We start from the raw sequence: 24,490 nt of genomic DNA on the forward strand, positions 1-24,490 counted from the left end.
ATGTCTCAGTGCGTGAGGCGTTGGGGGCTGTCGAACAGCAGATTCTCCATCCAGGCACAGGCCTCTTCCTGACCCGGCCGGCTGAACAGCACCATCAGGACGACCCATTTGAGGACCTCGAGGTCGATGTCGCCATCATCCAGGGCCATGAGCCGGTCGATCACCACTTCCCGATTGGTCGGGGTCAGGATGCCGCCCTGTTCCAGAAACAGCAGAAAGCCGCGGCAATCGGTATCGAGACGGGCCGCCTCGGCCGGTGTGAAAATCCGCATCGCGGTGGGGTGGTCGCTGCCCGCAGGCAACTCACGGCTCTGGGCGAGCTCATCGATCCAGGTGAGCGCCTTCTGGATTTCGGTTCGGGTGAACCCGGCTTCGAGCAGATCGGCTTCGATCTGACCGCGATCGGGGTCAATGTCGACAGTGTCCTGAAAGTAGTGCTCGAACAGGTACATCAGGATGTCGAAAACGTTTTCTTTCATCCGCCTGTCCGATTGTCAGTTCTCATGTATCGACCACCGTGGCAGGGCTTTACGAGGCCCTTCAGTTCTAGGCTCAGGAGCATGGAGGAAAGGATATCGGGCGTCAACGCGAGTTGCTCGGCGAGCCAGTCAAAGCGCACCGGATCGTATCCCATGCGCGCCAGAACCGCGTGATAGTCCGCATCGAGGGGGTCTTCTGACGTGTCTGGTGCCGGCTTGGTGGCGGTGGGGTTGAGCGGTCCGGTCAGACCCCGAAGTTCTTCGATCACATCCTCGGCGGTTTCCACCAATCGCGCGCCTTCCCGGATGAGCCGATGGCAGCCGCGAGCCACCGGGTTGTGAATCGACCCCGGGATGGCCATGACCTCACGATTGTGTTCCAGGGCGGTGTGAGCGGTATTCATCGCGCCGCTCTTGGCACTGGCTTCCACAACGAGCACACCGAGCGCCAGGCCGCTGATCAGGCGGTTACGTCGTGGGAACAGGCCGCGTTTGACGGGCGTGCCCGTCGCCATTTCGGTGATCAGCGCGCCGTTATCGACAATCTCCCGGGCCAGCGCCTCGTGCTCACGCGGATAGAGCCGATCCGGGCCGGTGGCCATCACCCCGATCGTTTGCCCGCCCGCTGCCAATGCACCTTGATGCGCCTCGGCATCAATCCCCAGGGCAAGGCCACTGGTGATCACCAGCCCGGCGGCCGCCAGATGCGCGGAGAAGTCGGCGGCGCTGTGCAGGCCGCCGGGCGTGGCATGACGTGAACCGACGATACCCAACTGAGGTGCGCTCAGGCACGCCAGATCGCCCCGCACAAACAGCACGGGGGGCGGGTCGGGAATGGCGCGCAGCGCGTCCGGGTAGCGCGGGTCTGTCTGGGTGAGCAAGTAGCGGTTGTCCTCGGCGTCCAGCCAGCGCAGATCGGCGTCCACGCCTGAGTTGAGGCGATGCGCATCGCTGGCGGCCTGGACGACTTTGGGAGGTATGCCGTGGTGGCGACGATCGGCCTGGCTTGCCGCCAGAAAGGCGCTGGGCGTTTCGTAGGCGTCGAGTATCTGGCGATAAACCCCGGGCCCGACGCCCTCCAGTCGCCAGACGGTCAGCCAGTCACGCAAGGCGGCCTCAGTCATCATGCGGATGGTCTGCTCCTGTGTCGGCCACCAGGTAGTCCCCCGGGCGGATCTCCCGGTCGGCGCGTTGGATACGGAGTATGGCCGGGCGCCGGGTTTCAATCACAACGGCCTCGCCGAGCACCCGGGCCGTTTGGCTGGCGGCGGTGGGATCGGGTCGCAGGACATGATAACGCCGGGCATCCCGACCCTCGAGGCCATCGGCCAGAAAGGTATCACCGGGGCCCAGCAGCACGCGGTTGTCGGTGCCACCGAGCACGCGCGGCAGTGTCGACTGGCTGGAAAAGTGCACCACCGCGCCAAGCTCGGCGGCCGGGCTGGGCGGTGTTAGCCAAGCCAGCAGCAGGCACAGCCCGACCGCGCTCAGGGTGGATGGTCGGCGGCGGTCGCGTCGGGTCATGGCACCTCCTGGGCTTTCATTGACTGACTGGCCGGTGATTACCGGCATTCGGTATAATTCAGGGACGAAAGACGTTAATTGAGGTCGCAAGCCGCGACCCAGCACGGAAGTACCATGGCAAAGCGCGACATTCTTCAGTATCCCGACCCGCGGCTACGAACCCCCGCTCGGGCGGTTGAGGTGATCGACGCGCGGATTCACACCTTGATCGAGGACATGTTCGAGACCATGTACGACGCACCCGGCATTGGCCTGGCGGCGACGCAGATCGATGTGCATGAACAGGTCGTGGTGATGGACCTCAGCGAATCCGGCGATGAACCCCTGGTTCTGATTAACCCGGAAGTGGTGGAGCGCGACACGCAGTGTGACATCGCCGAGGAGGGGTGTCTGTCGATCGCGGGCTACCTGGACAACGTCGAGCGACCGGAGCGCGTTACGGTTCGCGCCCTCAATCGCGACGGCGAGGCCTTCGAGCTTGAGGCCGAAGGGCTGCTGGCGCGGTGTATCCAGCACGAACTCGATCATCTGGAAGGGCGGCTGTTCATCGACCATCTCTCCGATCTGAAACGCAAACGGCTGCGGCGGCGGTTTGAAAAGGCGGCGCGTCAACGCGGTGATGGCAGCCTGAAAACGGGCGCGGTCTGAGCCCGCCCGAGGCCGCCTCCGTGCTGCGCGTGGCCTTTGCCGGCACGCCCGATTTCGCGGTGCCGGCGCTGCAGGCGCTGCTTGACGGGCCCCATGACGTGGTGGCGGTCTACACCCAGCCAGACCGCCCGGCAGGCCGAGGGCGACGCCTGCGACCCTCGCCGGTCAAAGCCTTGGCGCTGGCCCATGACCTGTCGGTCGAACAACCGCAGCGCCTGCGCACGGACGAGGCCGTCGAGCGCCTGCGGACTTATGCCCCGGATGTCCTGATCGTGGCGGCCTACGGCCTGATTCTGCCCACGACCATCCTGGACGTGCCGCGGTTGGGCGCACTCAACGTCCATGCCTCGTTGCTGCCCCGCTGGCGGGGTGCCGCACCCATCCAGCGCGCCATTGAGGCGGGCGACACCGAGTCGGGCGTCTGCCTGATGGAAATGGCGCCGGGGCTGGACACCGGTCCGGTGGTCGCGCACGCGGCAACGCCACTAAGCGATACCGAAACCGGGGGTAGCCTGCATGATCGTCTTGCCGACCTTGGCGGCGCTCTGCTGGCGGCGAAGCTGGATGACTGGGCGGCCGGGCGGCTGCCGGCTGTGCCCCAGCCCGAGGCGGGTGTCACCTACGCCGCGAAGCTGACGTCGGACGAGGCCTGGATTGACTGGCGCGCATCGGCTGAACAGTTGGCGCGCCGAATTCGGGCGTTCAACCCCTGGCCGATCGCACGCTGTGGCTGGGCAGGCGATGCCCTGCGGATCCGGTTCGCCCGGCCTACCCCGGCGATGACCACGGCCGAGAGCGTCACACCGGGGACGGTGGTGGCGGCTGGCGATGAAGGCCTGGATGTCATGACCGGCGAGGGCTGCTTGCGCTTGACCGAGGTTCAGGCACCGGGGGGGCGGGCGCAGCCAGTGGCCGATTTTTTGCGGGGGCACGCGATCCATGTCGGCGACACCCTCACCTGATGCCCGCACGGCCGCGCTGGCCGTTTTAATGGATGTCCTGAAGGCGGGCCGATCGCTTGATCGGGCCATTGAGTCGGGTGAGCAGGCACTGGCTGATCCGCGTGACCGCGCGCTTTGCCGCGCCCTCGCCTACGGTGTGCTGCGCCATCATCGCCGCCTCGGCGCCTTGCGTGATCACTGTCTGCGCTCACCGTTGCGCAGCCGGGATCTGGATGTGGCCCTGGTGGTGGAACTGGGGTTGTATCAACTGCTTGCGATGCAAATCCCACCGCATGCCGCGGTCTCGGCAACCGTGGCCGTCGCGCAGACGCGGGGTAAGCGCTGGGCAGTCAAGCTCATCAACGCGCTGTTGCGACGTTTTCAGCGCGAGCGCGCAGCCTGCCTCGCGGCCGTGGATCAGCGACCGGCCGTTGAGCATTCGGTACCAGACTGGCTATATACCCGCTTGAGTCAGGACTGGCCGACGGCGCTCGATGCGCTTCTTGTGCAGCAAAACGAGCGGGCCCCGATGACGCTTCGCGTCAACGGCCGCAAAACCGATCCGGCGACGCTCGCCGAGGCGTTAGCGGGCGAGGGCATCCATAGCGAGCGGCAAGCTGGATGCGCGGACGCGCTGGTGCTGGCCGCGCCCGTCGGACTTGAACAACTGCCTGGCTTTGCTGAAGGGGCGGTGTCGGTGCAGGACGCCTCGGCCCAGTTGGCTGCTGATGTATTGGGTGCCGAGGCCGGCCATCGCGTGCTCGATGCCTGTGCCGCACCGGGTGGCAAGGCAGCCCATGTCCTGGAGCGTGCCGATGTCCGCCTGGTAGCGCTCGATAATGAACCCGCCCGCCTGGCTCGCGTATCGGAGACGTTGGAACGCCTCGGTCTGGTGGCCGATTGCCAGGTAGGGGATGCGGGCAACCCCGCGACATGGTGGGACGGCCAGGCCTTTGATCGCATCTTGCTGGATGCGCCTTGCTCCGGCACGGGGGTCATTCGGCGGCACCCGGATATCAAATGGCTGCGACGCGAGGCAGACATTGCCGTGTTGCAGGCAGGCCAGCAGCGACTGCTCGAGGCGCTCTGGCCGTCGCTCGCGCCAGGGGGGCGGCTCGTTTACGCCACCTGCTCGGTGCTGCGCGCGGAAAATGAGGCCGTCATTGAAGCGTTTATGGCCAGGCAGGATGACGCGCAAGCCACCCCGGTCGCGCTTCCGGTTGGCCAGTCTGTCGGTTACGGTCACCAGATCCTCACCGGCGAGGCGGGGGTGGATGGCTTTTATTATGCGTGTCTTGAAAAGCACTGAGTGGTGGTGGGCCGGCGTGGCCATCCTGGTGGCGCTCCTGGTGGGGAACGCTGAGGCCCAGGCATTTGAGGTGGATGACCTGTCCTCGCGGGTTGAGGGCGAGCTGCTGACTGCCGACGCGCGCATCGACTATGACCTCTCCGAGACAGCCATCGAGGCGTTGGAGAACGGCGTGCCGCTCGTGATACGGCAAAACCTGGTGCTGGAGCGGCCCCGCTGGTGGTGGCGCAATGTCCAGATCGCAAGCCGGGAGCGCGCCTATCGCCTGCAATATCACGCCATGAGTCGGCGTTATGTGCTGACTTGGCTCGCCAGTGGTGAGAGCCGCAGTTATCGCAGCCTGGATGCGCTGCTGGCGATCCTGGGCCGCATCGAGGGCTGGCCTGTGGTGCGCTCGGCCCGCCTGGACTCGGATCGGGACTACCGCCTGGGTCTGAAGACCGCGCTGGATCTGGACGCACTCCCGCGCCTGCTTCGCACCGTCGCCTACGTGAATAGTGACTGGCAGTTGGCAAGCCAGACCCACCACACTGAGGTGACCCGGTGAGCCAGTTAAAGCGCCAGGGCCTGATCCGCATTGCGCTGAGCGTTTTGCTGATCCTCTCGCTGTATCTGCTGAGCGCGGCGACGGAGAACTCCGCCCGCTTCGGCCGGCTTTATATCTGGCTGCTGCTGCTCAATGGCGTGGTACTGGTCGCCCTGGTCGGGTTGATCATCAACAACATCTGGCGTTTGTTGCGCTCGGTTCGCACCCGCGAGACGGGCAGTCGATTGACCCTAAAGCTCATGGGGCTGTTCGTGGTGCTGGCCGTGGTGCCCGGGATGATCGTGTACGGCTTTTCCATGCAGTTCCTGCAACGCGGCGTCGATAGCTGGTTCGATGTGCGCATTGAAAACGCACTGGATGACGCCCTTGAACTGTCCCAGGCGGCGCTGGACCAGCGCATGCGGGACATGCGTCAGCGCCTGGAAGAGGCGGCCGCTGAGCTGTCCGATGTGGATGCGGGCATGGCCGCGGTCACGCTGGGGGATTTGCGCTCACGCACCGGTGCCTCGGAGCTGGCGCTGTTGGGCGAGAACGGCCGGATTATTGCCGCCAGCAGCGTCGATACAGGCGATATCCTCCCGCATCGGCCCGAGGACAGTGTGCTGTTACAGCTGCGCCAGGGCCGACCCTACGTGGGGCTGGATCCCATAGAGAACGCCGGACTGCACATCCGCGCGCTGGTGCCAGCGCCGGGGCCGGAGGGGCCGAGCAACAGCCGGGTCTTGCAGGGTCTTTTTCCGGTGTCGCCGCGCATCAACGATCTCGCCGAGGAAGTGGAGACCGCTTTTAGTGAGTATCGCGAGCTGGCCTATCTGCGCGGGCCGCTGAACGACAGTTTCAGTCTGACACTCTCGCTCGTTTTGCTGCTCTCTTTGCTGTTCGCCGTGTGGTCGGCGTTCTACCTGGCGCGACGGCTGGTGGCGCCGGTTAGCCGGCTGGCTGAGGGTACCCGCGCGATGGCGGCCGGGCAGTACGGCACCCAGCTGCAGCCTGGCGGCAATGACGAGCTGGGCTCCCTGGTTCGGTCGTTTAACGACATGAGCCGCCGTGTGGCCGAGGTCCGGGATGCGGCGCGGCACAGCCAGGCGCTCGTCGAATCACAACGCGCTTATCTGGAGACCGTGCTGGGTCGCTTGTCGTCCGGCGTGCTGGCGCTGGCGCCCGATGGCACGCTTCGGACTTATAACGAGGCGGCCAGCGCCATTCTCTCCGTGCCGCTTGCCGAGGGCGTGAACAAGCCGCTCGCCGATCTGGCCGAGCGCTACCCGGATTTTCGCCCATTTGCCGAGTTGCTGGAGCAGCACCGCCAGGTCAGCACGACGGAATGGCGAGCGGAGCTCAGCCTGGATACAGCAGAGGGGCGGCGGGCGTTAATGTGCAGTGGCGCCGTGCTACCGGGTGAGGGGGAGAATGGTGGGGATGTGATCGTCTTTGATGATGTGACCGCTCTGATTCAGGCGCAGCGCGATGCCGCCTGGGGTGAAGTGGCCCGGCGCCTGGCCCACGAAATTCGCAATCCGCTGACGCCGATCCAGCTCTCCGCCGAGCGGTTGCAGCACAAGGTGGGCACCCGCCTCGACGGAGATGAGGCTGCCCTGCTGGCGCGTTCCACCCAAACCATCATTCATCAGGTCGAGGTCATGAAGGACATGGTCCAGGCGTTCTCGGAATATGCCCGGCCCCCCACACTGAGTCCGCAGACGGTCGAGCTCAATGCCCTGGTCCAGGATGTCGTAGAGCTGTACCGCGGTGAGGGGGTTGAGCCGGATCTGCGCCTCGAGCTGGCCGAGGACCTGCCGGTGCTGCAGGCCGATCCGGGGCGACTGCGTCAGCTGTTGAACAATCTGCTTCGGAATGCCCTGGAGGCTGCCGAGGACGGGCACTGCGCTGTCACGATCGTGACCGCACGGGGTACGGGGCGCTACGAAGACATGGTGGAGCTGGAGATCCAGGATAATGGCCCGGGCTTTGCCGAGGACATGCTAAGCCAGCTGTTCGAGCCGTATGTCAGCACCAAGCCCCGCGGCTCCGGATTGGGGCTTGCCATCGTCAAGAAGATTGTCGAGGAGCACAATGGCATGATCAGCGCGCGCAACATGAATGGCGGCGCCCGAATTTCGGTGCGTCTGCCACGGGTGATCGCGAGCGACGAACGAATAGGGGACAGGCAATGAGCAAGGCCTACGTGCTGGTCGTGGATGACGAGCCGGATATTCGCGATCTGGTTCGGGAGATCCTGGAGGACGAGGGCTATTCCGTGGCAACGGCGGAAAGTGCCGAAGTCGCGCGCCAGCGATTGCAGGAACACCGGCCTGACCTGGTGCTGCTGGATATCTGGATGCCTGGCGAGGACGGGATCTCCCTGCTCAAGGAATGGACATCCACCGGCGCCCTGGGTTTTCCCGTGGTGATGATCTCCGGACATGGCACGGTGGAAACCGCCGTTGAGGCGACGCGCCAGGGCGCCACGGATTTTGTCGAAAAGCCCTTGTCGATGGGCAAGCTGCTGGTCACGGTGGATCAGGCCCTTCAGCCGTCGGCCACAACGTCCGCCGGCCGCCCGGCGATGATCGAGCCGGTGGGCCGCAGCCCGCAGATGCGGGCGCTTCGGGAGACGGCGCAGCGGGTCGCCACAAGCGACAGCTGGGTACTCATCAGCGGTGAGTCGGGCAGTGGACGCAAGTGCCTGGCGCGCTACCTGCATGGGCTGAGTCCCCGAGCCGGTGGCACGTTGGTCGAACTGGGCGCGGGTGCGCTCACCGGCGGCGCCGGCACCGAGCAGCTGTTTTCGGAGGCTGAGGGCGGCACGCTCATCCTGGACGAGGTCGCCGACCTGGATAGCGAGGCGCAGGCTCGACTGGCCGCCGCCATCGAGGCCAACAAACAGGATGTGCGCATGATGGCCACCACAGCGCGGGATCTGGAGGGTGAGGTCGCCGCTGGGCGCTGTCGTTCTGATCTCTACTACGCGCTGGGTGTTGTGCCCATGCAGGTGCCACCGTTGCGCGAGCATGTCGAGGATGTCCCCGAGCTGGTGGCCTTCTATGTGGATCGTCTCGTCGAGCGCGACGGCCTGAATTACCGCCATTTCACCGTGGCAGCCCAGAATCGCCTGCGGCATTATCAGTGGCCCGGCAACGTGCGGGAGCTCTGCAACCTGGTGCAGCGTCTGCTGGTCCTGGGTGAGCAAGTCGAGATCGATGTCAACGAGGTGGAGCAGGCACTCTCGACGCCGAGCTCGACGGGGGGCGCGGCAGAGACCTGGCCGCCGCCCATTGGTCTCGATTTGCCGCTGCGTGAGGCCCGGGAGCAGTTCGAGCGGGCCTACCTGCAGCAGCAGCTCCAGCGTGCCAATGGCAGCGTGGCCCGGCTGGCTCGGCTGGCGGGCATGGAGCGGACACACCTCTACCGCAAGTTGCGCGCCCTCGGCATTGATCCCAAGGATGCCAGTGAGACCGCCGCGACAGGGGAGCGGGGATGAAAATCATCATTTTGGGGGCAGGACAAGTTGGCGGTACCGTTGCCGCTAACCTGACCAGCGAGAACAACGACATCACCGTCGTCGACACCGACCCCGGTATTCTGCAGGCCCTGCAGGACCGGATGGATCTGCGCACCATCATCGGCAACGCGACCTACCCGGAAGTGCTGGAGCGCGCGGGCGCGGATGATGCGGACATGATCATCGCGGTCACCGATTCGGACGAGGCCAACATGGTTGCCTGTCAGGTGGCCTCAACGCTGTTTCATACGCCGACGAAGATCGCCCGGGTTCGGGCAGTGGAGTACCTCTCCCACCCGCAGATTTTTGCCCCCGATGCCCTGCCGATTGATGTGCTCATCAGCCCGGAGCAGTTGGTAACGCAGTACGTGCGTCGGCTCATTGAGCACCCGGGGGCGTTGCAGGTGATGGATTTCGCCGATGGCCGGGTCCGGCTGGTGGGCGTGCGCGCCTACTACGGTGGGCCGTTGGTGGGCCAGGAGTTGCGCACGCTACGCGAGCATGTCCCGGGCGTGCAGACCCGAGTCGCGGCCATTTACCGACGGGGCAGCGCCATCATCCCGGAGGGCGACACGGTGATCGAGGCGGGTGATGAGGTTTTCTTCGTCGCCGCCCGCAAGAATATTCGCGCGGTGATGAGCGAGCTGCGCCGCCTCGACAAGCCCGTCAAGCGCATCATGCTCGCCGGCGGCGGCAACATTGGCACGCGCCTGGCGAAGTCGCTCGAAGGCGATTACCAGGTCAAGATCATCGATCACAACGCCCGGCGCTGCCGCATGATTGCCGATGATCTGAAAAAGACCATCGTGCTGCGCGGGGATGCAGCGGACGAGGATCTGCTGCTCGAGGAAAACATCGAGAACACCGATGTTTTCTGCGCCCTCACCAATGACGACGAGGCCAATATCCTCTCGGCGATGCTGGCCAAGCGGCGCGGCGCGCGCACGGTCATGGCCCTCATCAATCGCGCTGCCTACGTGGATCTGATCCAGTCGAGCCAGGACATTGATGTGGCCATCTCACCGCAGCAGGCCACCATTGGCAGCCTGCTCGCGCATATTCGGCGCGGTGATGTCGCCACGGTCCACAGCCTGCGCCGCGGCGCCGCCGAGGCCATCGAGGCGGTCGCCCATGGCGATGCGGGCAGCTCCGAGGTGGTTGGCAAGCGCATCGATCAAATCCGCCTGCCGCGGGGGACAACCATCGGTGCCATCGTTCGGGGCGAAGAGGTGGTCATGGCCCACCACGACACCGTGATTGAGCCGGAGGATCACGTCATTCTGTTCCTGGTCGATAAATCCCGTCTGTCCGATGTCGAGAAACTCTTCTCGGTCGGCGTGACCTTTCTGTAGGACTCACCGATGCATCCTGATGCCGTCCAGCGGGTTCTCGGCGTTCTGCTGATGGTCTTCAGCCTCACCATGCTGCCACCTGGTCTGCTGTCCGTGGCGGCCGCAGACGGCGCGGCCACGGCGTTTTTCATGACCTTCGCCGCCCTCCTCTCGCTGGGGGCCCTGCTGTGGCTGCCCGTGCGGCAGTCCCGCCGGGAATTGCGCACACGCGATGGCTTTTTCGTGGTGGCGATGTTCTGGGTGGTGCTGAGCGCGGCTGGCGCCTTGCCGTTGATCCTGCAGAAGGTGGCGCCTTTCTCCCTGGTGGACGCCTTGTTCGAGAGCGTCTCGGGCCTGACCACCACGGGCGCCACGGCCGTTATCGGCATCGATCAGTTACCGATCTCCCTGCGCTATTACCGCCAGCAGCTGCAGTGGCTCGGGGGCATGGGCATCATCGTGCTGGCGGTCGCCATCCTGCCCATGCTGGGCATTGGTGGGATGCAGCTTTATCGCGCGGAACTGCCTGGCCCGGTGAAGGACGGCAAGCTCACACCACGGATCGCCGAGACCGCGAAGGCGCTCTGGTACATCTACCTGGGCCTGACCGTGGTCTGTGCCGTGGCCTACTGGCTGGCCGGGATGAGCGTTTTCGATGCGATTGGTCATGCGTTCACCACCATCGCCACGGGCGGTTTTTCCACGCATGACGCCAGCATAGGCTATTTCGACAGTGCCCTGATCGAGATGATCGCGGTGGTCTTCATGCTGATGTCCGCGCTCAACTATTCCCTGCACTTCATGGCGTGGCGACGGATGAGTACCGAGCCCTGGCGCCACGATCCCGAGCTGGTCACGTTCCTGAGTGCGGTCGCCGTGGTCTGTGTGCTCGCCATGGGCGGGTTGTTCATCTACCAGGCCGCGCATGATCTGCCCCTGGATGAGACCTGGCATCACGCCATCTTCCAGGTGGTGTCGTTTGCCACCACCACGGGCTACACAACCGCCTCGTACTATGTCTGGCCGGCCTTCCTGCCGGTGTTGCTGCTGTTTATCGCCGTGGTGGGCGGTTGTGCCAATTCCACCTCGGGCGGGCTCAAGGTCGTCCGGATCCTGCTGCTCTGGCGCCAGGGCGGTCGTGAGGTGATGCGCCTGATCCACCCCCAGGCCCAGATCCCCATCAAGATCGGTAATCGCCCGGTGAACGAGCGGGTAATTGATGCCGTGTGGGGGTTTTTCGCCGCCTATGTCGTGCTTTTCGTCATTCTGATGCTCTCGCTCCTCGCCATGGGGCTGGATCAGGTCACGGCCTTCTCGGCGGTGGCCTCGGGGCTGGCCAATCTGGGCCCGGCGCTGGGGGATGTGGCGGCGAATTTCGCGAGTGTCGGGGATGGGCCGAAGCTGGTGATGTGTGTCGCGATGATCCTCGGGCGGCTCGAGCTCTTTACCCTGTTGGTGTTGTTCACGCCCGCGTTCTGGCGGCGCTAAGCACCTGGTTGCTAGGCTGTCTGCCATGGATATTAATGCCCTGCAAAAAATGATCGATAACGGCCGTGACAGCGCCATGGTGCGGCTTACCCTGGGCGAAGCGCTGGCCCGCGAGGGTGATGCGGACGGGGCCATGGTGCATTTGCGTCAAGCCATTGCCCTGGATGCGGACTACTCCGCGGCGTGGCGTGCCCTTGGGCGCCTGCAGCTCAAGGCTGGCGATGAGCGGGCGGCGGCGGAAACGTTGCGCGAGGGTCTGGCCGCCGCCCGACGCCAGGGCGACATGCAGATCGTTCGCGAGCTTGAGGTGCGGCTCAAGCGCCTGGATGGCGCATGATCGGATTGCTCCAGCGGGTTTCGAGTGCGCAGGTCAGCGTCGAGGGCAAGGTGGTCGGGGCGATTGAATCCGGCCTGCTCGTGCTGGTGGGCGTGCAGCCCCACGACGATGAGCGCACCAGCCAGCGACTGCTGGAGCGATTGCTGGGCTACCGCGTCTTCCCCGACGCCGACGGGCGCATGAATGGCAGCCTGGCTGAGACCGGGGGCGGGCTTTTGCTGGTCCCTCAGTTCACGCTGGCCGCCGACACCCGCAAGGGCAGTCGGCCAGGCTTCTCCACCGCGGCACCGCCGGCGGTGGCTGAGGCCCGCTTTGCCGCGCTCTGTGAACAGGCTCGCCAATGCCACACGCCGGTGGCCACCGGGCCGTTCGGGTCCGATATGCAGGTGCAGCTTTGCAACGACGGCCCGGTGACCTTCTGGCTCGAGGTGCCTGGCCAGCCCCGATCAACGGGGTAGCATGCTATCCTCCATAGCGTTGAAACGCGGGGTGGACCCTGGCCATGAAAGAACGCAGCGCAACGATTGAGCGCAATACCCTCGAGACCCGGATTCGGCTCACGCTGGATCTGGATGGCAGCGGCGCGGGCACCCGCGAGACCGGTGTCGGGTTTTTCGACCACATGCTCGATCAGCTCGCCCGCCACGGCTTGCTGGATCTGTCGATTGCCGCCGAGGGCGATTTGCACATCGATGCCCACCACACGGTCGAGGATGTCGGGATCGCGCTCGGTCAGGCGTTTGCCAAGGCCATCGGCGACAAACGGGGGCTGGTGCGCTACGGGCACGCCTTCTGCCCGCTGGACGAAGCCCTGGCGCGGGTGGTGGTTGATCTGTCGGGCCGGCCGGGGCTGTATGGCGAGATGGCCTTCCCCACGGCCCAGATCGGCGAGTTCGATACCGAGCTGGTGCGTGAGTTCTGGCAGGGGTTTGTGAACCACGCGGGTGTCACGCTGCATATGGATGCGCTGGCGGGAGACAACGCCCACCACATCGCCGAGACGCTGTTCAAAGCGGCGGGCCGTGCCTTGCGCATGGCCTGTACCCGCGACGAGCGGCTGGGCGACGAATTGCCGTCCACAAAGGGCGCGCTCTGACTCGACACAAGCCATAGGCTGACAGCATGCGCATCGCGGTCATCGATTATGGAATGGGCAATCTGCGCTCGGTGGCCCGGGCGCTGGAGCACGTCGGCGCGCGCGAGGTGGCAGTCACGGATGACCCCGCGGTCATTGCGGCGGCCGAGCGGGTGGTCTTCCCGGGCCAGGGCGCGGTGCGCGACTGCATGAGTGCGCTGCATCAGCATGAGCTGGTCGAGGTGCTCCATCAGGTCGCGGCCGATCGCCCGTTCCTTGGCATCTGCATGGGCATGCAAGCACTCATGACGCGCAGCGAGGAAAATGAGGGCGTTGAGGCGCTGGACATCTTCCCGGGCACTGTGCGGCACTTTGGCGACCGGGCTAGCGCGCCAGCACGCCTCAAGGTGCCGCACATGGGCTGGAACCGTCTGTACCAGCTCACCACGCACCCCTTGTGGGCCGGGATCGAACAGGACGAACGCTTTTATTTCGTTCACAGTTATTACGTCGAGCCGGCGTCGCCCGACATCGTTCAGGGCGAAAGTGACTATGGCGGGCGGTTTGCCGCCGCCATCGGCGCCGGCAACCTTTTTGCCACGCAGTTTCACCCCGAAAAGAGCCAGCAGCCGGGTCTGCGGCTGCTCACCAATTTCCTGTCCTGGGATGGAGAACCATGCAGCTGATTCCCGCCATCGATCTGAAGAATGGCAAGTGCGTCCGCCTGCGACAGGGCCGGATGGATGATGAAACCATCTTCTCGGATGACCCGCTGGCGGTTGCTGGACGCTGGGTCGAGGCAGGATCGCGCCGGCTGCATCTGGTGGACCTGGATGGCGCCGTTGCCGGTGTGCCGATCAACGCCGACATCGTTGGCCGGATCGCCGAGACGCACCCGGGGGTCGATATTCAAGTGGGCGGGGGTATCCGCAGTTTCGAGGTCATTCAGACCTATTTGGACGTGGGTGTGGATTACGTGATCATTGGCACGCAGGCCGTGCGCGAGCCCAATTTTGTGGACGATGCGTGTCTGGAGTTTCCCGGCCATATTGTCGTGGGGCTGGATGCCCGCGAGGGCCTGGTGGCCACCGATGGCTGGGCGGAGACCTCGACTGAGCAAGCCAGTGCGCTTGCCCAGCGCTTCGAGGATGCCGGGGTCGAATCCATTGTATTCACCGACATCGGCCGCGACGGCATGATGAGCGGCGTCAATGTGGCGGCCACCGCCGACCTGGCCCGGGCCATCGGTATACCGGTCATCGCCTCGGGTGGCGTCTCCACCCTGGATGACGTGCGCGCCCTCTGCGCCGTGGCAGGCGACGGCATCAGCGGCGCGATCGTTGGTCGGGCACTGTACGAGGGCAGCCTGGATCTGGCCGAGGCCCAGACCCTCGCTGATACCCTGGTGAAGGCCTGACCATGGGGCTGGCCTCGCGCATCATTCCCTGCCTGGATATTGACGGCGGCCGAGTGGTCAAGGGCGTTCAGTTTGTCGATATTCGCGACGCCGGTGACCCGGTGGAGATCGCCCGACGCTACGACCGCGCCGGTGCGGACGAGTTGACGTTCCTGGATATCACCGCCAGCCATGAGCAGCGCGAGACGTTGGTGCACACCGTCGAGGCCGTTGCGGCCGAGGTCTTTATTCCCCTGACCGTGGGCGGCGGAATCCGTGCAGTCGCTGATGTCCGGCGCATGCTGAATGCCGGCGCCGATAAGGTGGCGATTAATACCGCAGCGATCCATGACCCGGATCTGGTGCGTGCGGCCTCTGAGCGTTTCGGTGCTCAGTGCATCGTCGTCGCCATTGATGCCAAGCGCAGCGGCGGCAGCGACACCGAACCCCGCTGGGAGGTGTTCACACATGGCGGGCGCAAACCAACCGGTATCGATGCCGTTGATTGGGCGCAGCAGATGGCTGCGGCCGGCGCCGGCGAGCTGCTGGTGACCAGCATGGATCGTGACGGCACCCGAATCGGCTTTGATAATGCCCTGAACCAGGCGATTTCCGAGCGCGCTGGCGTGCCGCTGATCGCCTCGGGCGGTGTGGGCAACCTGCAGCATCTCGCCGATGGCGTGCTCAAGGGAAAGGCCGATGCCGTGCTGGCCGCCAGCATTTTTCATTTCGGTGAGTACACCATCGCTGAGGCCAAAGCCTTTATGGCCGAGGCCGGGATCGAGGTGCGCTGATGGATCGCCTGGACGCCATACAGTGGAATGCCGACGGCCTGGTGCCGGTGATCGCGCAGGATGCCAGCGACGGTCGGGTATTAATGATGGCCTGGATGAATCGCGAGGCACTGGAGGCCACCCTTGCCCGTGGCGAGGCGGTATACTGGTCACGCTCACGTCAGGCGCTCTGGCATAAAGGTGAGACGTCGGGACAGGTCCAGGTGGTGCGCCAACTCGCCCTGGATTGTGATGGCGATACGCTGCTCCTCGCGGTCGATCAACGGGGTGTCGCTTGCCACACAGGCCGACGCAGCTGCTTTTATCGGGTGCTGGATGGTGATGAGTGGAAAGACGCGGAGCCGGTGGTGACTGATCCGCAAACGCTGTACGGAAGCACGCATCATGACTGACGGCACTCTCACTCGCCTCGCTGAAGTACTGGACGCCCGCAAGGCGGCGGATCCACAGGACTCCTACGTCGCCGGCCTGCACGCCGCGGGCCTGGACCGGATCCTGCGCAAGCTCGGTGAGGAGTGCACCGAGACGGTGGTGGCGGCCAAGAACGGCGCATCGCAGGATATCGTTTATGAAACCGCGGATCTGTGGTTCCATAGCCTCGTGATGCTGTCCCACTGTGGACTCGGTCCAGCAGAAGTGCTGGGCGAACTGGAACGACGCTTCGGGCTGTCAGGCCTGGAGGAAAAAGCGGCCCGCTCCGGCAAGGATGAGGGCGGCCAATAATGTTTTCTTGGAGGTAATGAGACATGGGTCCTGGTGGAATTAGTCCGTGGTCGCTGCTGCTGATCCTGGTTATCGTGTTGCTGTTGTTCGGCACGAAGAAGCTGCGCAACGTCGGCACCGATCTCGGCGGTGCGCTCAAGGGGTTTAAAAGCGCCATGAGTGATGGCGAGAAGCAGGCCAAAGAGGCCAAAGATAGCCTGGAGCAGGAAGACGGCGAGTCTTCTACGCAGAATCAGCACCGCGAGTCAGTGGACGAAAAGGACACGGCGGACAAGAAGAGCGACGGCTCCTGATCTCGGTCGGAGCGGTACTGCATGTTCGACGTCAGTTTCTGGGAGCTGCTGATCATCGGCGCCATTGCGTTGGTGGTGGTTGGCCCGGAGCGGTTACCCCGCTTGATGCGCACGCTCGGCCTCTGGGTCGGCCGGGCCCGCGCGTCGTTTCAGTCTGTTCGCGACGAGGTTGAGCGGGAGGTCAATGCCGAGGGCCTGCGCGAGACGCGTGCCGCATTGAACCGCCAGGCGAAAGAGACGGAGCAGCAGATCAACGAAGCCGTTGATGTTGACGCCAAAACCCAGAAGTCGAGCACTGAAAAGGCCGCCGATGGGGACGCCCCGGCCAGTGACCAGGAGAATCGCCCGTGAGCGATCAGGCCGCTGACGAGGGCCCTCAGGACGAAGACCGCCCACTCCTGACGCACCTGCTGGAGCTGCGCAATCGGCTGATGCGCGCGGCCGGTGTCGTGCTGGTGTTGTTCCTGGTGCTGTATCCATTTCGGGAAGCGCTCTACTCGGCGCTGGCAGGGCCGCTTATGGCCGTGCTCCCCGAAGGCACTTCCATGATCGCCACCCAGGTGGCGACGCCATTCCTGATTCCGCTCAAGGTCTCCCTGGTCGGGGCGTTTTTTGCCAGTATCCCGTATCTGCTCTATCAGTTCTGGGCCTTTGTGGCGCCGGGACTGTATCGCCATGAAAAGCAGCTGATCTGGCCGCTACTGATTTCGAGCATTTTGCTGTTCTACCTGGGAATGGCGTTCGCCTACTTTGTGGTCTTCCCGTTGATCTTTCAGTTCTTCGCGGCGGCGACGCCCGAGGGCGTGTCGATGATGACCGATATCGGCGAATACCTGTCGTTTGTCATGACGCTGTTCTTCGCGTTTGGGGCTTCCTTTGAAGTCCCAATTGCCACGATTCTGCTGGTCCGCTCGGGGGCCACGACGCGCGAAGCGCTGGCGGCCAAGCGGCCTTACGTCATCGTGGCCGCGTTTACCATCGGCATGGTGCTGACGCCGCCGGATGTGATCTCTCAGGTGCTACTGGCGGTGCCGGTGTGGCTGCTGTTCGAGCTGGGGATCTTCTTCTCGCGCTGGTTCAAGGCGCCGGAGCCCGAGACCGATGCGTCAGACGAGTCCAACTCCGACAGCTAATCCGGTGTTTTTCCGAGTGAGCGGCGGGTATTTACTGACCTAGAGGTCAGAAAAAGGCCGGGTCGAGGTCGGTGAGGTCCTGTCGGCACGGGGAAAAACGCCTGTAACCCGCGTCTTGGTTGCGTCTGCAGTCGGTGCGGCGTATCGTGTTCGGAAACTCGTTTAACGAGGCCTTCCCGCCAGCACGCCAGGTGATCAACTATGAGTGGTGCGTTCGAGCAGTCCCTCAGTCACTCCTACCTCAATGGCTCCAATGCGAATTTCATTGAGGCGCTCTACGAGCAGTATCTTGCCGATCCGGATGCCGTCGATGCCCACTGGCGGGATTACTTCCGTGATCTCGAATCCATGGATCCGTCGCGGGTTCGCGATGTGCCCCATGGGCCGATTCGTGAGGCCTTCGAACAGCTCGGGCGCAGTAGCACGCGCGGCCGCGCGGTGCTTGCCGGTGAGGGCATGGATGCGATGGCGGCCCAGAAGCAGGCGGCCGTCCTGCGGCTGATCAATGCCTACCGCGTGCGCGGGCATCAGCATGCGGACACCGACCCGCTCGACTTGCGCGAACGCCCGACCGTTTCCGATCTGGATCCGGCATTCCATGGCCTGACCGACGCCGATCTTGAGACGCCATTTAACACGGGTTCCTTGTTTGCGCCGGATCGCCTGACGCTGCGGGAGATTCTGGAGCAGGTGCGTGCGGTGTATGCCGGCAAGGTCGGCTCCGAGTACATGCACATCACTGATACCGCACAGAAGCGCTGGATTCAGGAGCGCCTCGAGAAATCGAAAGTGACCGCACAGCTCAGCGAGGCCGAGAAGGTTTCCCTGCTCAAGCGCCTCACCGCGGCGGAGGGCATCGAAAAATACCTCAACAGCAAATACGTCGGTCAGAAGCGCTTCTCGCTCGAAGGCGGTGAGGCCACCATTCCGGTCCTCGATGAAATCGTCCAGCGGGGCGGGTCACAGGGTGTCAAGGAATTGGTGCTCGGCATGGCTCACCGCGGTCGGCTGAACGTCTTGATTAACGTGATGGGCAAATCCCCGGCAGAGCTCTTTGCGGAATTCGATGGTGAGCATGCGCCCGAGCACGCGAACGCCGGTGATGTGAAATACCACATGGGCTACTCGTCGGATATTCAGACCGAGGGCGGTCCCCTGCATCTGGCACTCGCCTTCAACCCGTCGCATCTGGAGATTGTGAATCCGGTGGTCGAGGGTTCCGCCCGGGCGCGGATGTACCGTCATGACGACACGGTCGGCGAGACCGTACTGCCTGTGCTGATCCACGGTGACGCGGCCATGGCCGGTCAGGGTGTGGTGATGGAGACCTTTCAGCTCTCCCAGGCCCGCGGCTTTTACACCGGCGGCACCGTGCATCTGGTCATCAACAACCAGATCGGCTTTACCACCTCCAACCCGCTGGATACCCGCTCGACGTTCTACTGCACGGAAGTCGCCAAGATGGTGCAGGCGCCGATCTTCCACGTGAACGGCGATGACCCGGAGGCGGTGCTGTTTGTCACGCAGCTCGCCATGGATTACCGCCGCGAATTCCACTCGGATGTGGTGATCGATCTGGTTTGCTATCGCCGCCATGGCCATAACGAGGCGGACGAGCCCTCGGCCACGCAGCCGATGATGTACAAAAAGATCAAGGCGCGGCCGTCCGTGCGCAAGCTCTACGCCGATCAGCTGGCCGAGGAAGGCGTTCTCGAGAGCGAGCAGAGCAAAGCCCTTGAGCGCGAATACCGGGATGCCCTCGACGCCGAACAAGTGGTGGCCCCCGGTGCGCTTGAGGACCAGGAGACGGACTACGCCGTTGACTGGTCACCCTACTTCGACGCGACCTGGGATATGCCGGTGGATACCTCGCTATCCGTGGATCGCATTCGCCATCTTCAAGAGCAGCTCCAGCGCCTGCCGGAAGGGTTCGATCTGAACCCGCGGGTCGCCACGGTGATGGAGAGCCGGCGCAAGATGGCCGCGGGCGCCCTGGACATGGACTGGGGGTTTGCCGAGACCATCGCCTACGCGAGTCTGCTCGAGGAAGGCCATCGGGTTCGCCTGACCGGCCAGGACTCGGGGCGGGGTACCTTTTTCCACCGCAACTCCGTTCTTCATAACGCGGCAGACGGCTCCACACACACCCCGCTCAAGACCATTCCCGAGCAACCCGACGACTTTGTCGTGATCGACTCGCTCCTCTCCGAGGAAGCTGTGTTGGGCTTCGAATACGGGTATGCCACGGCCGACCCGGAGACCATGGTGATCTGGGAGGCTCAGTTCGGTGATTTTGCCAACGGCGCCCAGGTGCTCATTGATCAGTTTATTGCCTCTGGCGAGACCAAGTGGGGCCGGTTGTGCGGGCTCACGTTGTATCTGCCCCATGGCTATGAGGGGCAGGGTCCGGAGCATTCCTCAGCGCGCATCGAGCGCTTCCTGCAGCTGTGTGCCGAGCAGAATATTCAGGTCTGCGTGCCCTCGACGCCCGCGCAGTTCTTCCACATGATTCGCCGGCAGATGCTGCGGGCCTGGCGTAAGCCGCTCGTGGTGATGACGCCCAAGAGTCTGTTGCGGCACAAGCTCTCCACCTCGGTGCTGGATGACCTCTCCAACGGCTATTTCCATAACGTGATCGATGACACCGAAGGGGTGAAGGCGAGTGCCGTGCGCCGGGTGGTGGTGTGCAGCGGCAAGGTTTACTACGACCTGCTCGAGGAGCGCCGCCGTCAGGGCCGCGGTGACGTGGCGCTAATTCGGGTGGAGCAGCTGTATCCCTTCCCCGAGGCGGAGCTCTCCGCGCTGCTCAAGCGTCGCTACAAGACCGCGCGCGAGGTCGTCTGGTGCCAGGAAGAGCCCAAGAATCAGGGCGCGTGGTATCAGAGTTACCACCATCTCACCCAATGCATTACGCGTGAGCAGAAGCTCACCTATGCGGGCCGGGAGGCCTCTGCTTCACCGGCCGTGGGATATGGCAAAGTCCATCACGAGCAGCAGCGTCGCCTGGTGGCGGACGCGCTCGGCAAGGTTCACGGATAACAACCAAGAGTGAGGAGTCGATGAGCACCGAAGTCAAGGTCCCCGCGCTGCCGGAATCGGTCAGCGAGGCAACGGTTGTCACCTGGCACAAGCAGGCGGGCGAGTCGGTGGAGCGCGACGAGAATCTCGTCGACCTCGAGACCGATAAGGTCGTGCTGGAAGTCCCCGCCCCCGAAGACGGCGTGCTCGGGGAGATCCTGAAAGCCGAGGGCGAGACGGTCACGGCCGGTGAAGTGGTAGCGATGCTGACCGAAGGCGGCGGCGCCGCCAGTAGCGGTGCCAGCGCGCCTGCTGCCGCCGCCGAGTCGGCGCCGGCCTCTCCGCCAGCTGAGGCCGCGGCGCCGGCTGCGGATGCTGCGCCAGCGCCAGCCAGTGGCGAGTTGCCGCCGCTCAGTCCGGCGGTCCGCCATCTCGTGGATGAACATGGCCTTGACGCCCGGCAGATCCCGGCGACGGGTCGTAACGGCCGGATCCTCAAAGAGGACGTGCTGCGGTTCATGGAGCAGGGTGGCAGCGCTGCATCAACCGCGCCGGCCCCCGCCGCGCCCGCGCCAGCGTCTGCACCGGCCGGCGCGTCAGCGGCGCCACCGTCCGGCGCTCAAGCGCCGGCGGCTTCGGCCCCCGCGGGCGATCGCGAGGAACGACGGGTCCCCATGACCCGTCTGCGCCAGCGAATTGCTGAGCGCCTGGTCGAGGCTCAGCAGACCGCGGCCATGCTCACCACCTTCAATGAAGTGGACATGCAGCCGGTGATGGATCTGCGCGCGCGTCACAAGGATCAGTTCCAGAAAACCCACGACACGAAGCTGGGCTTCATGTCGTTTTTCGTAAAAGCGGCCGTTGAGGCCCTTAAGCGCTTCCCGTCAGTGAATGCCTCCATCGACGGAACCGACATCCTCTACCACGGCTACTACGACATCGGCATTGCCGTTTCCACAGAACGCGGGTTGATGGTGCCGGTGCTGCGGGATGCGGATCAGCGGTCTTTCGCGGAAATCGAGGCCGCCATCGCCGATTTCGGTCAGCGGGCCCAGGCCGGCAAGATTGAGATCGATGAGCTCACCGGCGGCACGTTCACCATCACCAATGGCGGGATCTTCGGCTCGCTGGTCTCCACGCCCATACTCAATCCGCCGCAGAGCGGGATTCTGGGGATGCACAAGATCCAGGAACGCCCTGTTGCCGAGAACGGTCAGGTGGTCATCAAGCCACTGATGTATCTCGCGCACTCCTACGATCATCGGATTATCGATGGCAAGGAAGCCGTGCAGTTTCTGGTGACCATCAAGGACATGCTCGAAGACCCGGCACGCCTGCTGCTCGAGGTCTGAGCCAACGAATTCAGGAGTCATCATGACGGATACCTACGACGTCATTGTTATCGGGGCCGGTCCGGCCGGCTATGTCGGCGCCATTCGATGTGCCCAGCTCGGCATGAGCGTGGCCGTGATCGACGAGTACAAGCAAAAGGATGGCGCGCCCGCCCTGGGCGGCACCTGCTTGAACGTGGGGTGTATCCCCTCCAAGGCCTTGCTGGACTCCTCGGAGCATTTCCATCGCGTGCACTCGGAGCTCGCCGGCCACGGGATCAAGGTGGAAGGCGCCAGTCTCGACGTCCCGCAGATGATCAAGCGCAAGGACAAGGTCGTCTCCGATCTGACCGGGGGCATCAAGCAGCTGTTCAAGGCGAACAACATCGAGTGGCTCCAGGGCCACGGCAAGCTACTGGCCGACCGCGAAGTGGAGTTCACGCCCCACAAGGGCAAGGCGCGCAAGCTGTCAGCGGGCAACGTCATGCTGGCGACCGGCTCGCGCCCCATCGAGATTGGTGCGGCCCCGCTGGATGGTGATCGCATCGTCGATTCGGCCGGCGCCCAGGACTTTCGCGAGGTACCCAAGCGCCTGGCCGTGATTGGCGCAGGCGTCATTGGCCTGGAGATGGGCAGTGTCTGGAACCGGTTGGGATCCAAAGTGGTGCTGCTCGAGGCCCAGGATACGTTCCTGTCGCCGGTCGATCAGCAGGTTGCCCGCGAGTCACGCAAGCTCTTCGAGAAGCAGGGCCTGGAGATCAAGCTCGGCTGTCGGGTGACCGAGGCCCGCAAAGGCAAGACCATCAGCGTTCATTACGAAGACGAGGACGGCAAGCAGACTCTGCAGGTCGACAAGGTCATCGTCTCGGTGGGGCGCCGTCCCCATACCGATGGGCTGGCCTCGGAAGATGCCAATCTGCTCACCGACGAGCGCGGCTTCGTGCATGTGGATGATTACTGCGAGACCAACATCCCGGGCGTGTACGCCGTTGGCGACGTGGTCCGCGGGCCGATGCTGGCGCACAAGGGCTCCGAGGAAGGCGTCATGGTCGCCGAGCGGATCGCGGGCCATGCCGGTCACGTGAATTACGAGACCATTCCGTGGGTCATCTACACCGACCCGGAGATCGCCTGGGTCGGTCGCACCGAAGGCCAGCTGAAGGCGGCGGGCATTCCCCATCGCAGCGGCACATTCAGCTTTGCGGCGACCGGTCGGGCGCAGGCTATCGATCGCAAGGACGGCATCGTGAAGGTGCTCGCCCACGCCGAGACCGATCGTATTCTGGGGGTCCATATGGTGGGGCCACAGGCCAGTGAGCTCATTGCCGAGGCCACTCTGGCCATGGAGTACGAGGCGAGCGCTGAAGATCTGGCGCGCACCATTCACGCCCATCCGACGCTCTCGGAAGCGGTCCATGAGGCGGCGCTGGCCGTCGGCAAACGGGCGATCCACAAGGCAAACTGACGGCGAACCGGTTCCGCCAAGGAGGAGGAGTAATGGCTGAGAATACCGCAGGACTGCGGGGAATCACCGCGGGCGAGACCGCCCTGTGCACGGTCGGGCAGGCGGGTACCGGTTTGACCTACCGGGGCTACGACATCCACGACCTGGCCGAGAAGGCGGCGTTCGAGGAAGTCGCCTATTTGCTCTTGTACGGGCATCTGCCGACCGCGAAAGAGCTGTCAGCCTACCGCGAGCGTCTGAAAGGGTTGCGGGCGTTGCCCAAGGCGCTGTGTGAGGTGCTCGAGCGCATCCCCGCAGACGCCCACCCGATGGATGTCATGCGCACGGGCTGCTCCATGCTCGGCAACCTCGAGACAGAGGCCGATTTCAGTGAACAGGACTGGCACATCGACCGCATGCTCGCCGCCTTCCCCGGCATCATCACGTACTGGTATCGCTTCAGCCATGACGGCGTTCGGATCGACACCGACAGTGACGAGGACAGCACCGGCGGGCATTTCCTGCACCTGTTGCACGGCAAGACGCCGGATCCGATGCATGTGAAAGTGATGCAGGCCTCGCTCATTCTCTATGCCGAGCACGAGTTCAACGCCTCCACGTTCACCGCGCGCACCTGTGCCTCGACCCTGTCGGATGTGCACTCCTGCATTACCGGCGCCATTGGCACGCTGCGCGGCCCGCTCCATGGCGGCGCCAATGAGGCCGCCATGGCCATGATCGAGGACTGGCAGAGCCCGGACGAGGCTGAGCGCGAGCTGCTCGGCATGCTCGAGCGCAAGGAAAAAGTCATGGGTTTTGGCCACGCGATTTACCGCAAGGCTGACCCCCGTAACGCGATCATCAAGGCCTGGTCGCGCGAGCTCGCTGAGCAGGTCGGTGACACCCGGCTCTACCCCGTCTCCGAACGGGTCGAGGCCGTGATGGAGCGCGAGAAGGGGCTTTTCTGCAACGCCGATTTCTTCCACGCCAGCGCCTATCATTTCATGGGCATTCCAACCCCGCTTTTCACGCCGATTTTCGTGATCTCCCGGCTCACCGGCTGGGCCGCGCACGTCAAAGAGCAGCGGGCGAATAACCGCATCATCCGCCCGAGCGCGGACTACACCGGGCCTGAGTTGCAGGCCTGGGTACCGATTGAAGAGCGAGGTTAAGACAC

26 protein-coding genes are annotated in these 24,490 nt (G+C 64.3%); 23 read left to right on the forward strand and 3 right to left on the reverse strand.

The window, feature by feature from the left end:
- Window positions 1–5 precede the first annotated feature (5 nt).
- Genes SPISAL_RS00260 through SPISAL_RS00270 form a run of 3 tightly spaced genes read right to left on the reverse strand, consistent with a single transcriptional unit; the run spans window position 6 to window position 2,003 of the window.
- Complete coding sequence (locus SPISAL_RS00260; RefSeq protein WP_016352461.1) at window positions 6–479, reverse strand: Smg family protein; 474 nt, start codon at window positions 477–479, stop codon at window positions 6–8.
- Complete coding sequence (gene dprA, locus SPISAL_RS00265) at window positions 476–1,606, reverse strand: DNA-processing protein DprA (protein ID WP_016352462.1); 1,131 nt, start codon at window positions 1,604–1,606, stop codon at window positions 476–478. The genes SPISAL_RS00260 and dprA overlap by 4 nt, the downstream gene beginning before the upstream one ends.
- Window positions 1,596–2,003: a hypothetical protein gene (locus SPISAL_RS00270; protein ID WP_016352463.1), complete on the reverse strand. Its 408-nt coding sequence runs from the start codon at window positions 2,001–2,003 to the stop codon at window positions 1,596–1,598. Before SPISAL_RS00270 ends, dprA begins: the two co-directional genes overlap by 11 nt.
- A 114-nt stretch (window positions 2,004–2,117) precedes the next feature.
- Here SPISAL_RS00270 and def point away from each other — a divergent pair, with 114 nt between their 5' ends.
- From def to prpC, 23 genes are all read left to right on the forward strand, one after another.
- Entirely contained in the window at window positions 2,118–2,651 is a 534-nt protein-coding gene (gene def / locus SPISAL_RS00275) for a peptide deformylase (protein WP_016352464.1), read from the forward strand.
- Between the two features lie 20 nt (window positions 2,652–2,671).
- A complete protein-coding gene (gene fmt, locus SPISAL_RS00280) occupies window positions 2,672–3,613 on the forward strand; it encodes a methionyl-tRNA formyltransferase (protein ID WP_016352465.1) in 942 nt (313 codons plus the stop codon).
- On the forward strand, window positions 3,591–4,901 hold the full coding sequence (rsmB, locus tag SPISAL_RS00285) for a 16S rRNA (cytosine(967)-C(5))-methyltransferase RsmB (RefSeq protein WP_016352466.1): 1,311 nt from the start codon (window positions 3,591–3,593) through the stop codon (window positions 4,899–4,901). The genes fmt and rsmB overlap by 23 nt, the downstream gene beginning before the upstream one ends.
- Window positions 4,879–5,448 carry a DUF4390 domain-containing protein gene (locus tag SPISAL_RS00290; protein ID WP_016352467.1) on the forward strand — a complete coding sequence of 190 codons (570 nt, stop codon included), beginning with the start codon at window positions 4,879–4,881 and terminating at the stop codon, window positions 5,446–5,448. Before rsmB ends, SPISAL_RS00290 begins: the two co-directional genes overlap by 23 nt.
- Window positions 5,445–7,622: a sensor histidine kinase gene (locus SPISAL_RS00295; protein WP_016352468.1), complete on the forward strand. Its 2,178-nt coding sequence runs from the start codon at window positions 5,445–5,447 to the stop codon at window positions 7,620–7,622. Before SPISAL_RS00290 ends, SPISAL_RS00295 begins: the two co-directional genes overlap by 4 nt.
- Window positions 7,619–8,929 (forward strand): sigma-54-dependent transcriptional regulator, encoded by a 1,311-nt coding sequence (locus SPISAL_RS00300; protein WP_016352469.1) that lies wholly within the window; start codon window positions 7,619–7,621, stop codon window positions 8,927–8,929. Before SPISAL_RS00295 ends, SPISAL_RS00300 begins: the two co-directional genes overlap by 4 nt.
- The gene (gene trkA, locus SPISAL_RS00305) at window positions 8,926–10,302 is read left to right on the forward strand and encodes a Trk system potassium transporter TrkA (RefSeq protein WP_016352470.1); all 1,377 of its coding nucleotides are present in this window, start codon (window positions 8,926–8,928) and stop codon (window positions 10,300–10,302) included. Before SPISAL_RS00300 ends, trkA begins: the two co-directional genes overlap by 4 nt.
- A 9-nt stretch (window positions 10,303–10,311) precedes the next feature.
- Window positions 10,312–11,769, forward strand: a complete 1,458-nt coding sequence (locus SPISAL_RS00310) for a TrkH family potassium uptake protein (protein ID WP_016352471.1) — start codon at window positions 10,312–10,314, stop codon at window positions 11,767–11,769.
- Between the two features lie 25 nt (window positions 11,770–11,794).
- Entirely contained in the window at window positions 11,795–12,106 is a 312-nt protein-coding gene (locus SPISAL_RS00315; protein WP_016352472.1) for a tetratricopeptide repeat protein, read from the forward strand.
- Window positions 12,103–12,564, forward strand: a complete 462-nt coding sequence (gene dtd, locus SPISAL_RS00320; protein ID WP_016352473.1) for a D-aminoacyl-tRNA deacylase — start codon at window positions 12,103–12,105, stop codon at window positions 12,562–12,564. Before SPISAL_RS00315 ends, dtd begins: the two co-directional genes overlap by 4 nt.
- 44 nt (window positions 12,565–12,608) lie before the next feature.
- The gene (hisB, locus tag SPISAL_RS00325) at window positions 12,609–13,202 is read left to right on the forward strand and encodes an imidazoleglycerol-phosphate dehydratase HisB (RefSeq protein ID WP_016352474.1); all 594 of its coding nucleotides are present in this window, start codon (window positions 12,609–12,611) and stop codon (window positions 13,200–13,202) included.
- A 26-nt stretch (window positions 13,203–13,228) separates the two neighbouring features.
- Window positions 13,229–13,867 carry an imidazole glycerol phosphate synthase subunit HisH gene (hisH, locus tag SPISAL_RS00330; protein WP_016352475.1) on the forward strand — a complete coding sequence of 213 codons (639 nt, stop codon included), beginning with the start codon at window positions 13,229–13,231 and terminating at the stop codon, window positions 13,865–13,867.
- Window positions 13,858–14,598: a 1-(5-phosphoribosyl)-5-[(5-phosphoribosylamino)methylideneamino]imidazole-4-carboxamide isomerase gene (gene hisA / locus SPISAL_RS00335; protein WP_016352476.1), complete on the forward strand. Its 741-nt coding sequence runs from the start codon at window positions 13,858–13,860 to the stop codon at window positions 14,596–14,598. Before hisH ends, hisA begins: the two co-directional genes overlap by 10 nt.
- 2 nt (window positions 14,599–14,600) lie before the next feature.
- The gene (gene hisF, locus SPISAL_RS00340) at window positions 14,601–15,371 is read left to right on the forward strand and encodes an imidazole glycerol phosphate synthase subunit HisF (RefSeq protein ID WP_016352477.1); all 771 of its coding nucleotides are present in this window, start codon (window positions 14,601–14,603) and stop codon (window positions 15,369–15,371) included.
- Window positions 15,371–15,763 (forward strand): phosphoribosyl-AMP cyclohydrolase, encoded by a 393-nt coding sequence (hisI, locus tag SPISAL_RS00345; protein WP_016352478.1) that lies wholly within the window; start codon window positions 15,371–15,373, stop codon window positions 15,761–15,763. Before hisF ends, hisI begins: the two co-directional genes overlap by 1 nt.
- On the forward strand, window positions 15,756–16,094 hold the full coding sequence (locus tag SPISAL_RS00350; protein ID WP_016352479.1) for a phosphoribosyl-ATP diphosphatase: 339 nt from the start codon (window positions 15,756–15,758) through the stop codon (window positions 16,092–16,094). The genes hisI and SPISAL_RS00350 overlap by 8 nt, the downstream gene beginning before the upstream one ends.
- A gap of 23 nt (window positions 16,095–16,117) precedes the next feature.
- Entirely contained in the window at window positions 16,118–16,387 is a 270-nt protein-coding gene (tatA, locus tag SPISAL_RS00355; protein ID WP_016352480.1) for a twin-arginine translocase TatA/TatE family subunit, read from the forward strand.
- A gap of 21 nt (window positions 16,388–16,408) precedes the next feature.
- Window positions 16,409–16,738: a Sec-independent protein translocase protein TatB gene (tatB, locus tag SPISAL_RS00360; protein WP_016352481.1), complete on the forward strand. Its 330-nt coding sequence runs from the start codon at window positions 16,409–16,411 to the stop codon at window positions 16,736–16,738.
- On the forward strand, window positions 16,735–17,520 hold the full coding sequence (gene tatC / locus SPISAL_RS00365) for a twin-arginine translocase subunit TatC (RefSeq protein ID WP_016352482.1): 786 nt from the start codon (window positions 16,735–16,737) through the stop codon (window positions 17,518–17,520). The genes tatB and tatC overlap by 4 nt, the downstream gene beginning before the upstream one ends.
- A 201-nt stretch (window positions 17,521–17,721) precedes the next feature.
- Window positions 17,722–20,559, forward strand: a complete 2,838-nt coding sequence (locus SPISAL_RS00370; RefSeq protein WP_016352483.1) for a 2-oxoglutarate dehydrogenase E1 component — start codon at window positions 17,722–17,724, stop codon at window positions 20,557–20,559.
- A gap of 20 nt (window positions 20,560–20,579) precedes the next feature.
- The gene (gene odhB, locus SPISAL_RS00375; protein WP_016352484.1) at window positions 20,580–21,890 is read left to right on the forward strand and encodes a 2-oxoglutarate dehydrogenase complex dihydrolipoyllysine-residue succinyltransferase; all 1,311 of its coding nucleotides are present in this window, start codon (window positions 20,580–20,582) and stop codon (window positions 21,888–21,890) included.
- Window positions 21,891–21,912: 22 nt separating this feature from the next.
- A complete protein-coding gene (gene lpdA / locus SPISAL_RS00380) occupies window positions 21,913–23,334 on the forward strand; it encodes a dihydrolipoyl dehydrogenase (protein WP_016352485.1) in 1,422 nt (473 codons plus the stop codon).
- Window positions 23,335–23,366: 32 nt separating this feature from the next.
- The gene (gene prpC / locus SPISAL_RS00385; protein ID WP_016352486.1) at window positions 23,367–24,485 is read left to right on the forward strand and encodes a bifunctional 2-methylcitrate synthase/citrate synthase; all 1,119 of its coding nucleotides are present in this window, start codon (window positions 23,367–23,369) and stop codon (window positions 24,483–24,485) included.
- The last annotated feature ends 5 nt before the right edge of the window (window positions 24,486–24,490 follow it).

It is taken from the genome of Spiribacter salinus M19-40 (assembly GCF_000319575.2).
Classification (GTDB): domain Bacteria; phylum Pseudomonadota; class Gammaproteobacteria; order Nitrococcales; family Nitrococcaceae; genus Spiribacter; species Spiribacter salinus.

Bases quoted from the DNA above. Each gene is read 5' to 3' on its own strand.
- SPISAL_RS00260 (WP_016352461.1), bottom strand. From the start codon at position 479: ATGAAAGAAAACGTTTTCGACATCCTGATGTACCTGTTCGAGCACTAC.
- dprA (WP_016352462.1), bottom strand. From the start codon at position 1,606: ATGATGACTGAGGCCGCCTTGCGTGACTGGCTGACCGTCTGGCGACTG.
- SPISAL_RS00270 (WP_016352463.1), bottom strand. From the start codon at position 2,003: ATGACCCGACGCGACCGCCGCCGACCATCCACCCTGAGCGCGGTCGGG.
- def (WP_016352464.1), top strand. From the start codon at position 2,118: ATGGCAAAGCGCGACATTCTTCAGTATCCCGACCCGCGGCTACGAACC.
- rsmB (WP_016352466.1), top strand. From the start codon at position 3,591: ATGTCGGCGACACCCTCACCTGATGCCCGCACGGCCGCGCTGGCCGTT.
- SPISAL_RS00290 (WP_016352467.1), top strand. From the start codon at position 4,879: ATGCGTGTCTTGAAAAGCACTGAGTGGTGGTGGGCCGGCGTGGCCATC.
- SPISAL_RS00300 (WP_016352469.1), top strand. From the start codon at position 7,619: ATGAGCAAGGCCTACGTGCTGGTCGTGGATGACGAGCCGGATATTCGC.
- trkA (WP_016352470.1), top strand. From the start codon at position 8,926: ATGAAAATCATCATTTTGGGGGCAGGACAAGTTGGCGGTACCGTTGCC.
- SPISAL_RS00310 (WP_016352471.1), top strand. From the start codon at position 10,312: ATGCATCCTGATGCCGTCCAGCGGGTTCTCGGCGTTCTGCTGATGGTC.
- SPISAL_RS00315 (WP_016352472.1), top strand. From the start codon at position 11,795: ATGGATATTAATGCCCTGCAAAAAATGATCGATAACGGCCGTGACAGC.
- dtd (WP_016352473.1), top strand. From the start codon at position 12,103: ATGATCGGATTGCTCCAGCGGGTTTCGAGTGCGCAGGTCAGCGTCGAG.
- hisB (WP_016352474.1), top strand. From the start codon at position 12,609: ATGAAAGAACGCAGCGCAACGATTGAGCGCAATACCCTCGAGACCCGG.
- hisH (WP_016352475.1), top strand. From the start codon at position 13,229: ATGCGCATCGCGGTCATCGATTATGGAATGGGCAATCTGCGCTCGGTG.
- hisA (WP_016352476.1), top strand. From the start codon at position 13,858: ATGCAGCTGATTCCCGCCATCGATCTGAAGAATGGCAAGTGCGTCCGC.
- hisF (WP_016352477.1), top strand. From the start codon at position 14,601: ATGGGGCTGGCCTCGCGCATCATTCCCTGCCTGGATATTGACGGCGGC.
- hisI (WP_016352478.1), top strand. From the start codon at position 15,371: ATGGATCGCCTGGACGCCATACAGTGGAATGCCGACGGCCTGGTGCCG.
- SPISAL_RS00350 (WP_016352479.1), top strand. From the start codon at position 15,756: ATGACTGACGGCACTCTCACTCGCCTCGCTGAAGTACTGGACGCCCGC.
- tatA (WP_016352480.1), top strand. From the start codon at position 16,118: ATGGGTCCTGGTGGAATTAGTCCGTGGTCGCTGCTGCTGATCCTGGTT.
- tatB (WP_016352481.1), top strand. From the start codon at position 16,409: ATGTTCGACGTCAGTTTCTGGGAGCTGCTGATCATCGGCGCCATTGCG.
- SPISAL_RS00370 (WP_016352483.1), top strand. From the start codon at position 17,722: ATGAGTGGTGCGTTCGAGCAGTCCCTCAGTCACTCCTACCTCAATGGC.
- odhB (WP_016352484.1), top strand. From the start codon at position 20,580: ATGAGCACCGAAGTCAAGGTCCCCGCGCTGCCGGAATCGGTCAGCGAG.
- lpdA (WP_016352485.1), top strand. From the start codon at position 21,913: ATGACGGATACCTACGACGTCATTGTTATCGGGGCCGGTCCGGCCGGC.
- prpC (WP_016352486.1), top strand. From the start codon at position 23,367: ATGGCTGAGAATACCGCAGGACTGCGGGGAATCACCGCGGGCGAGACC.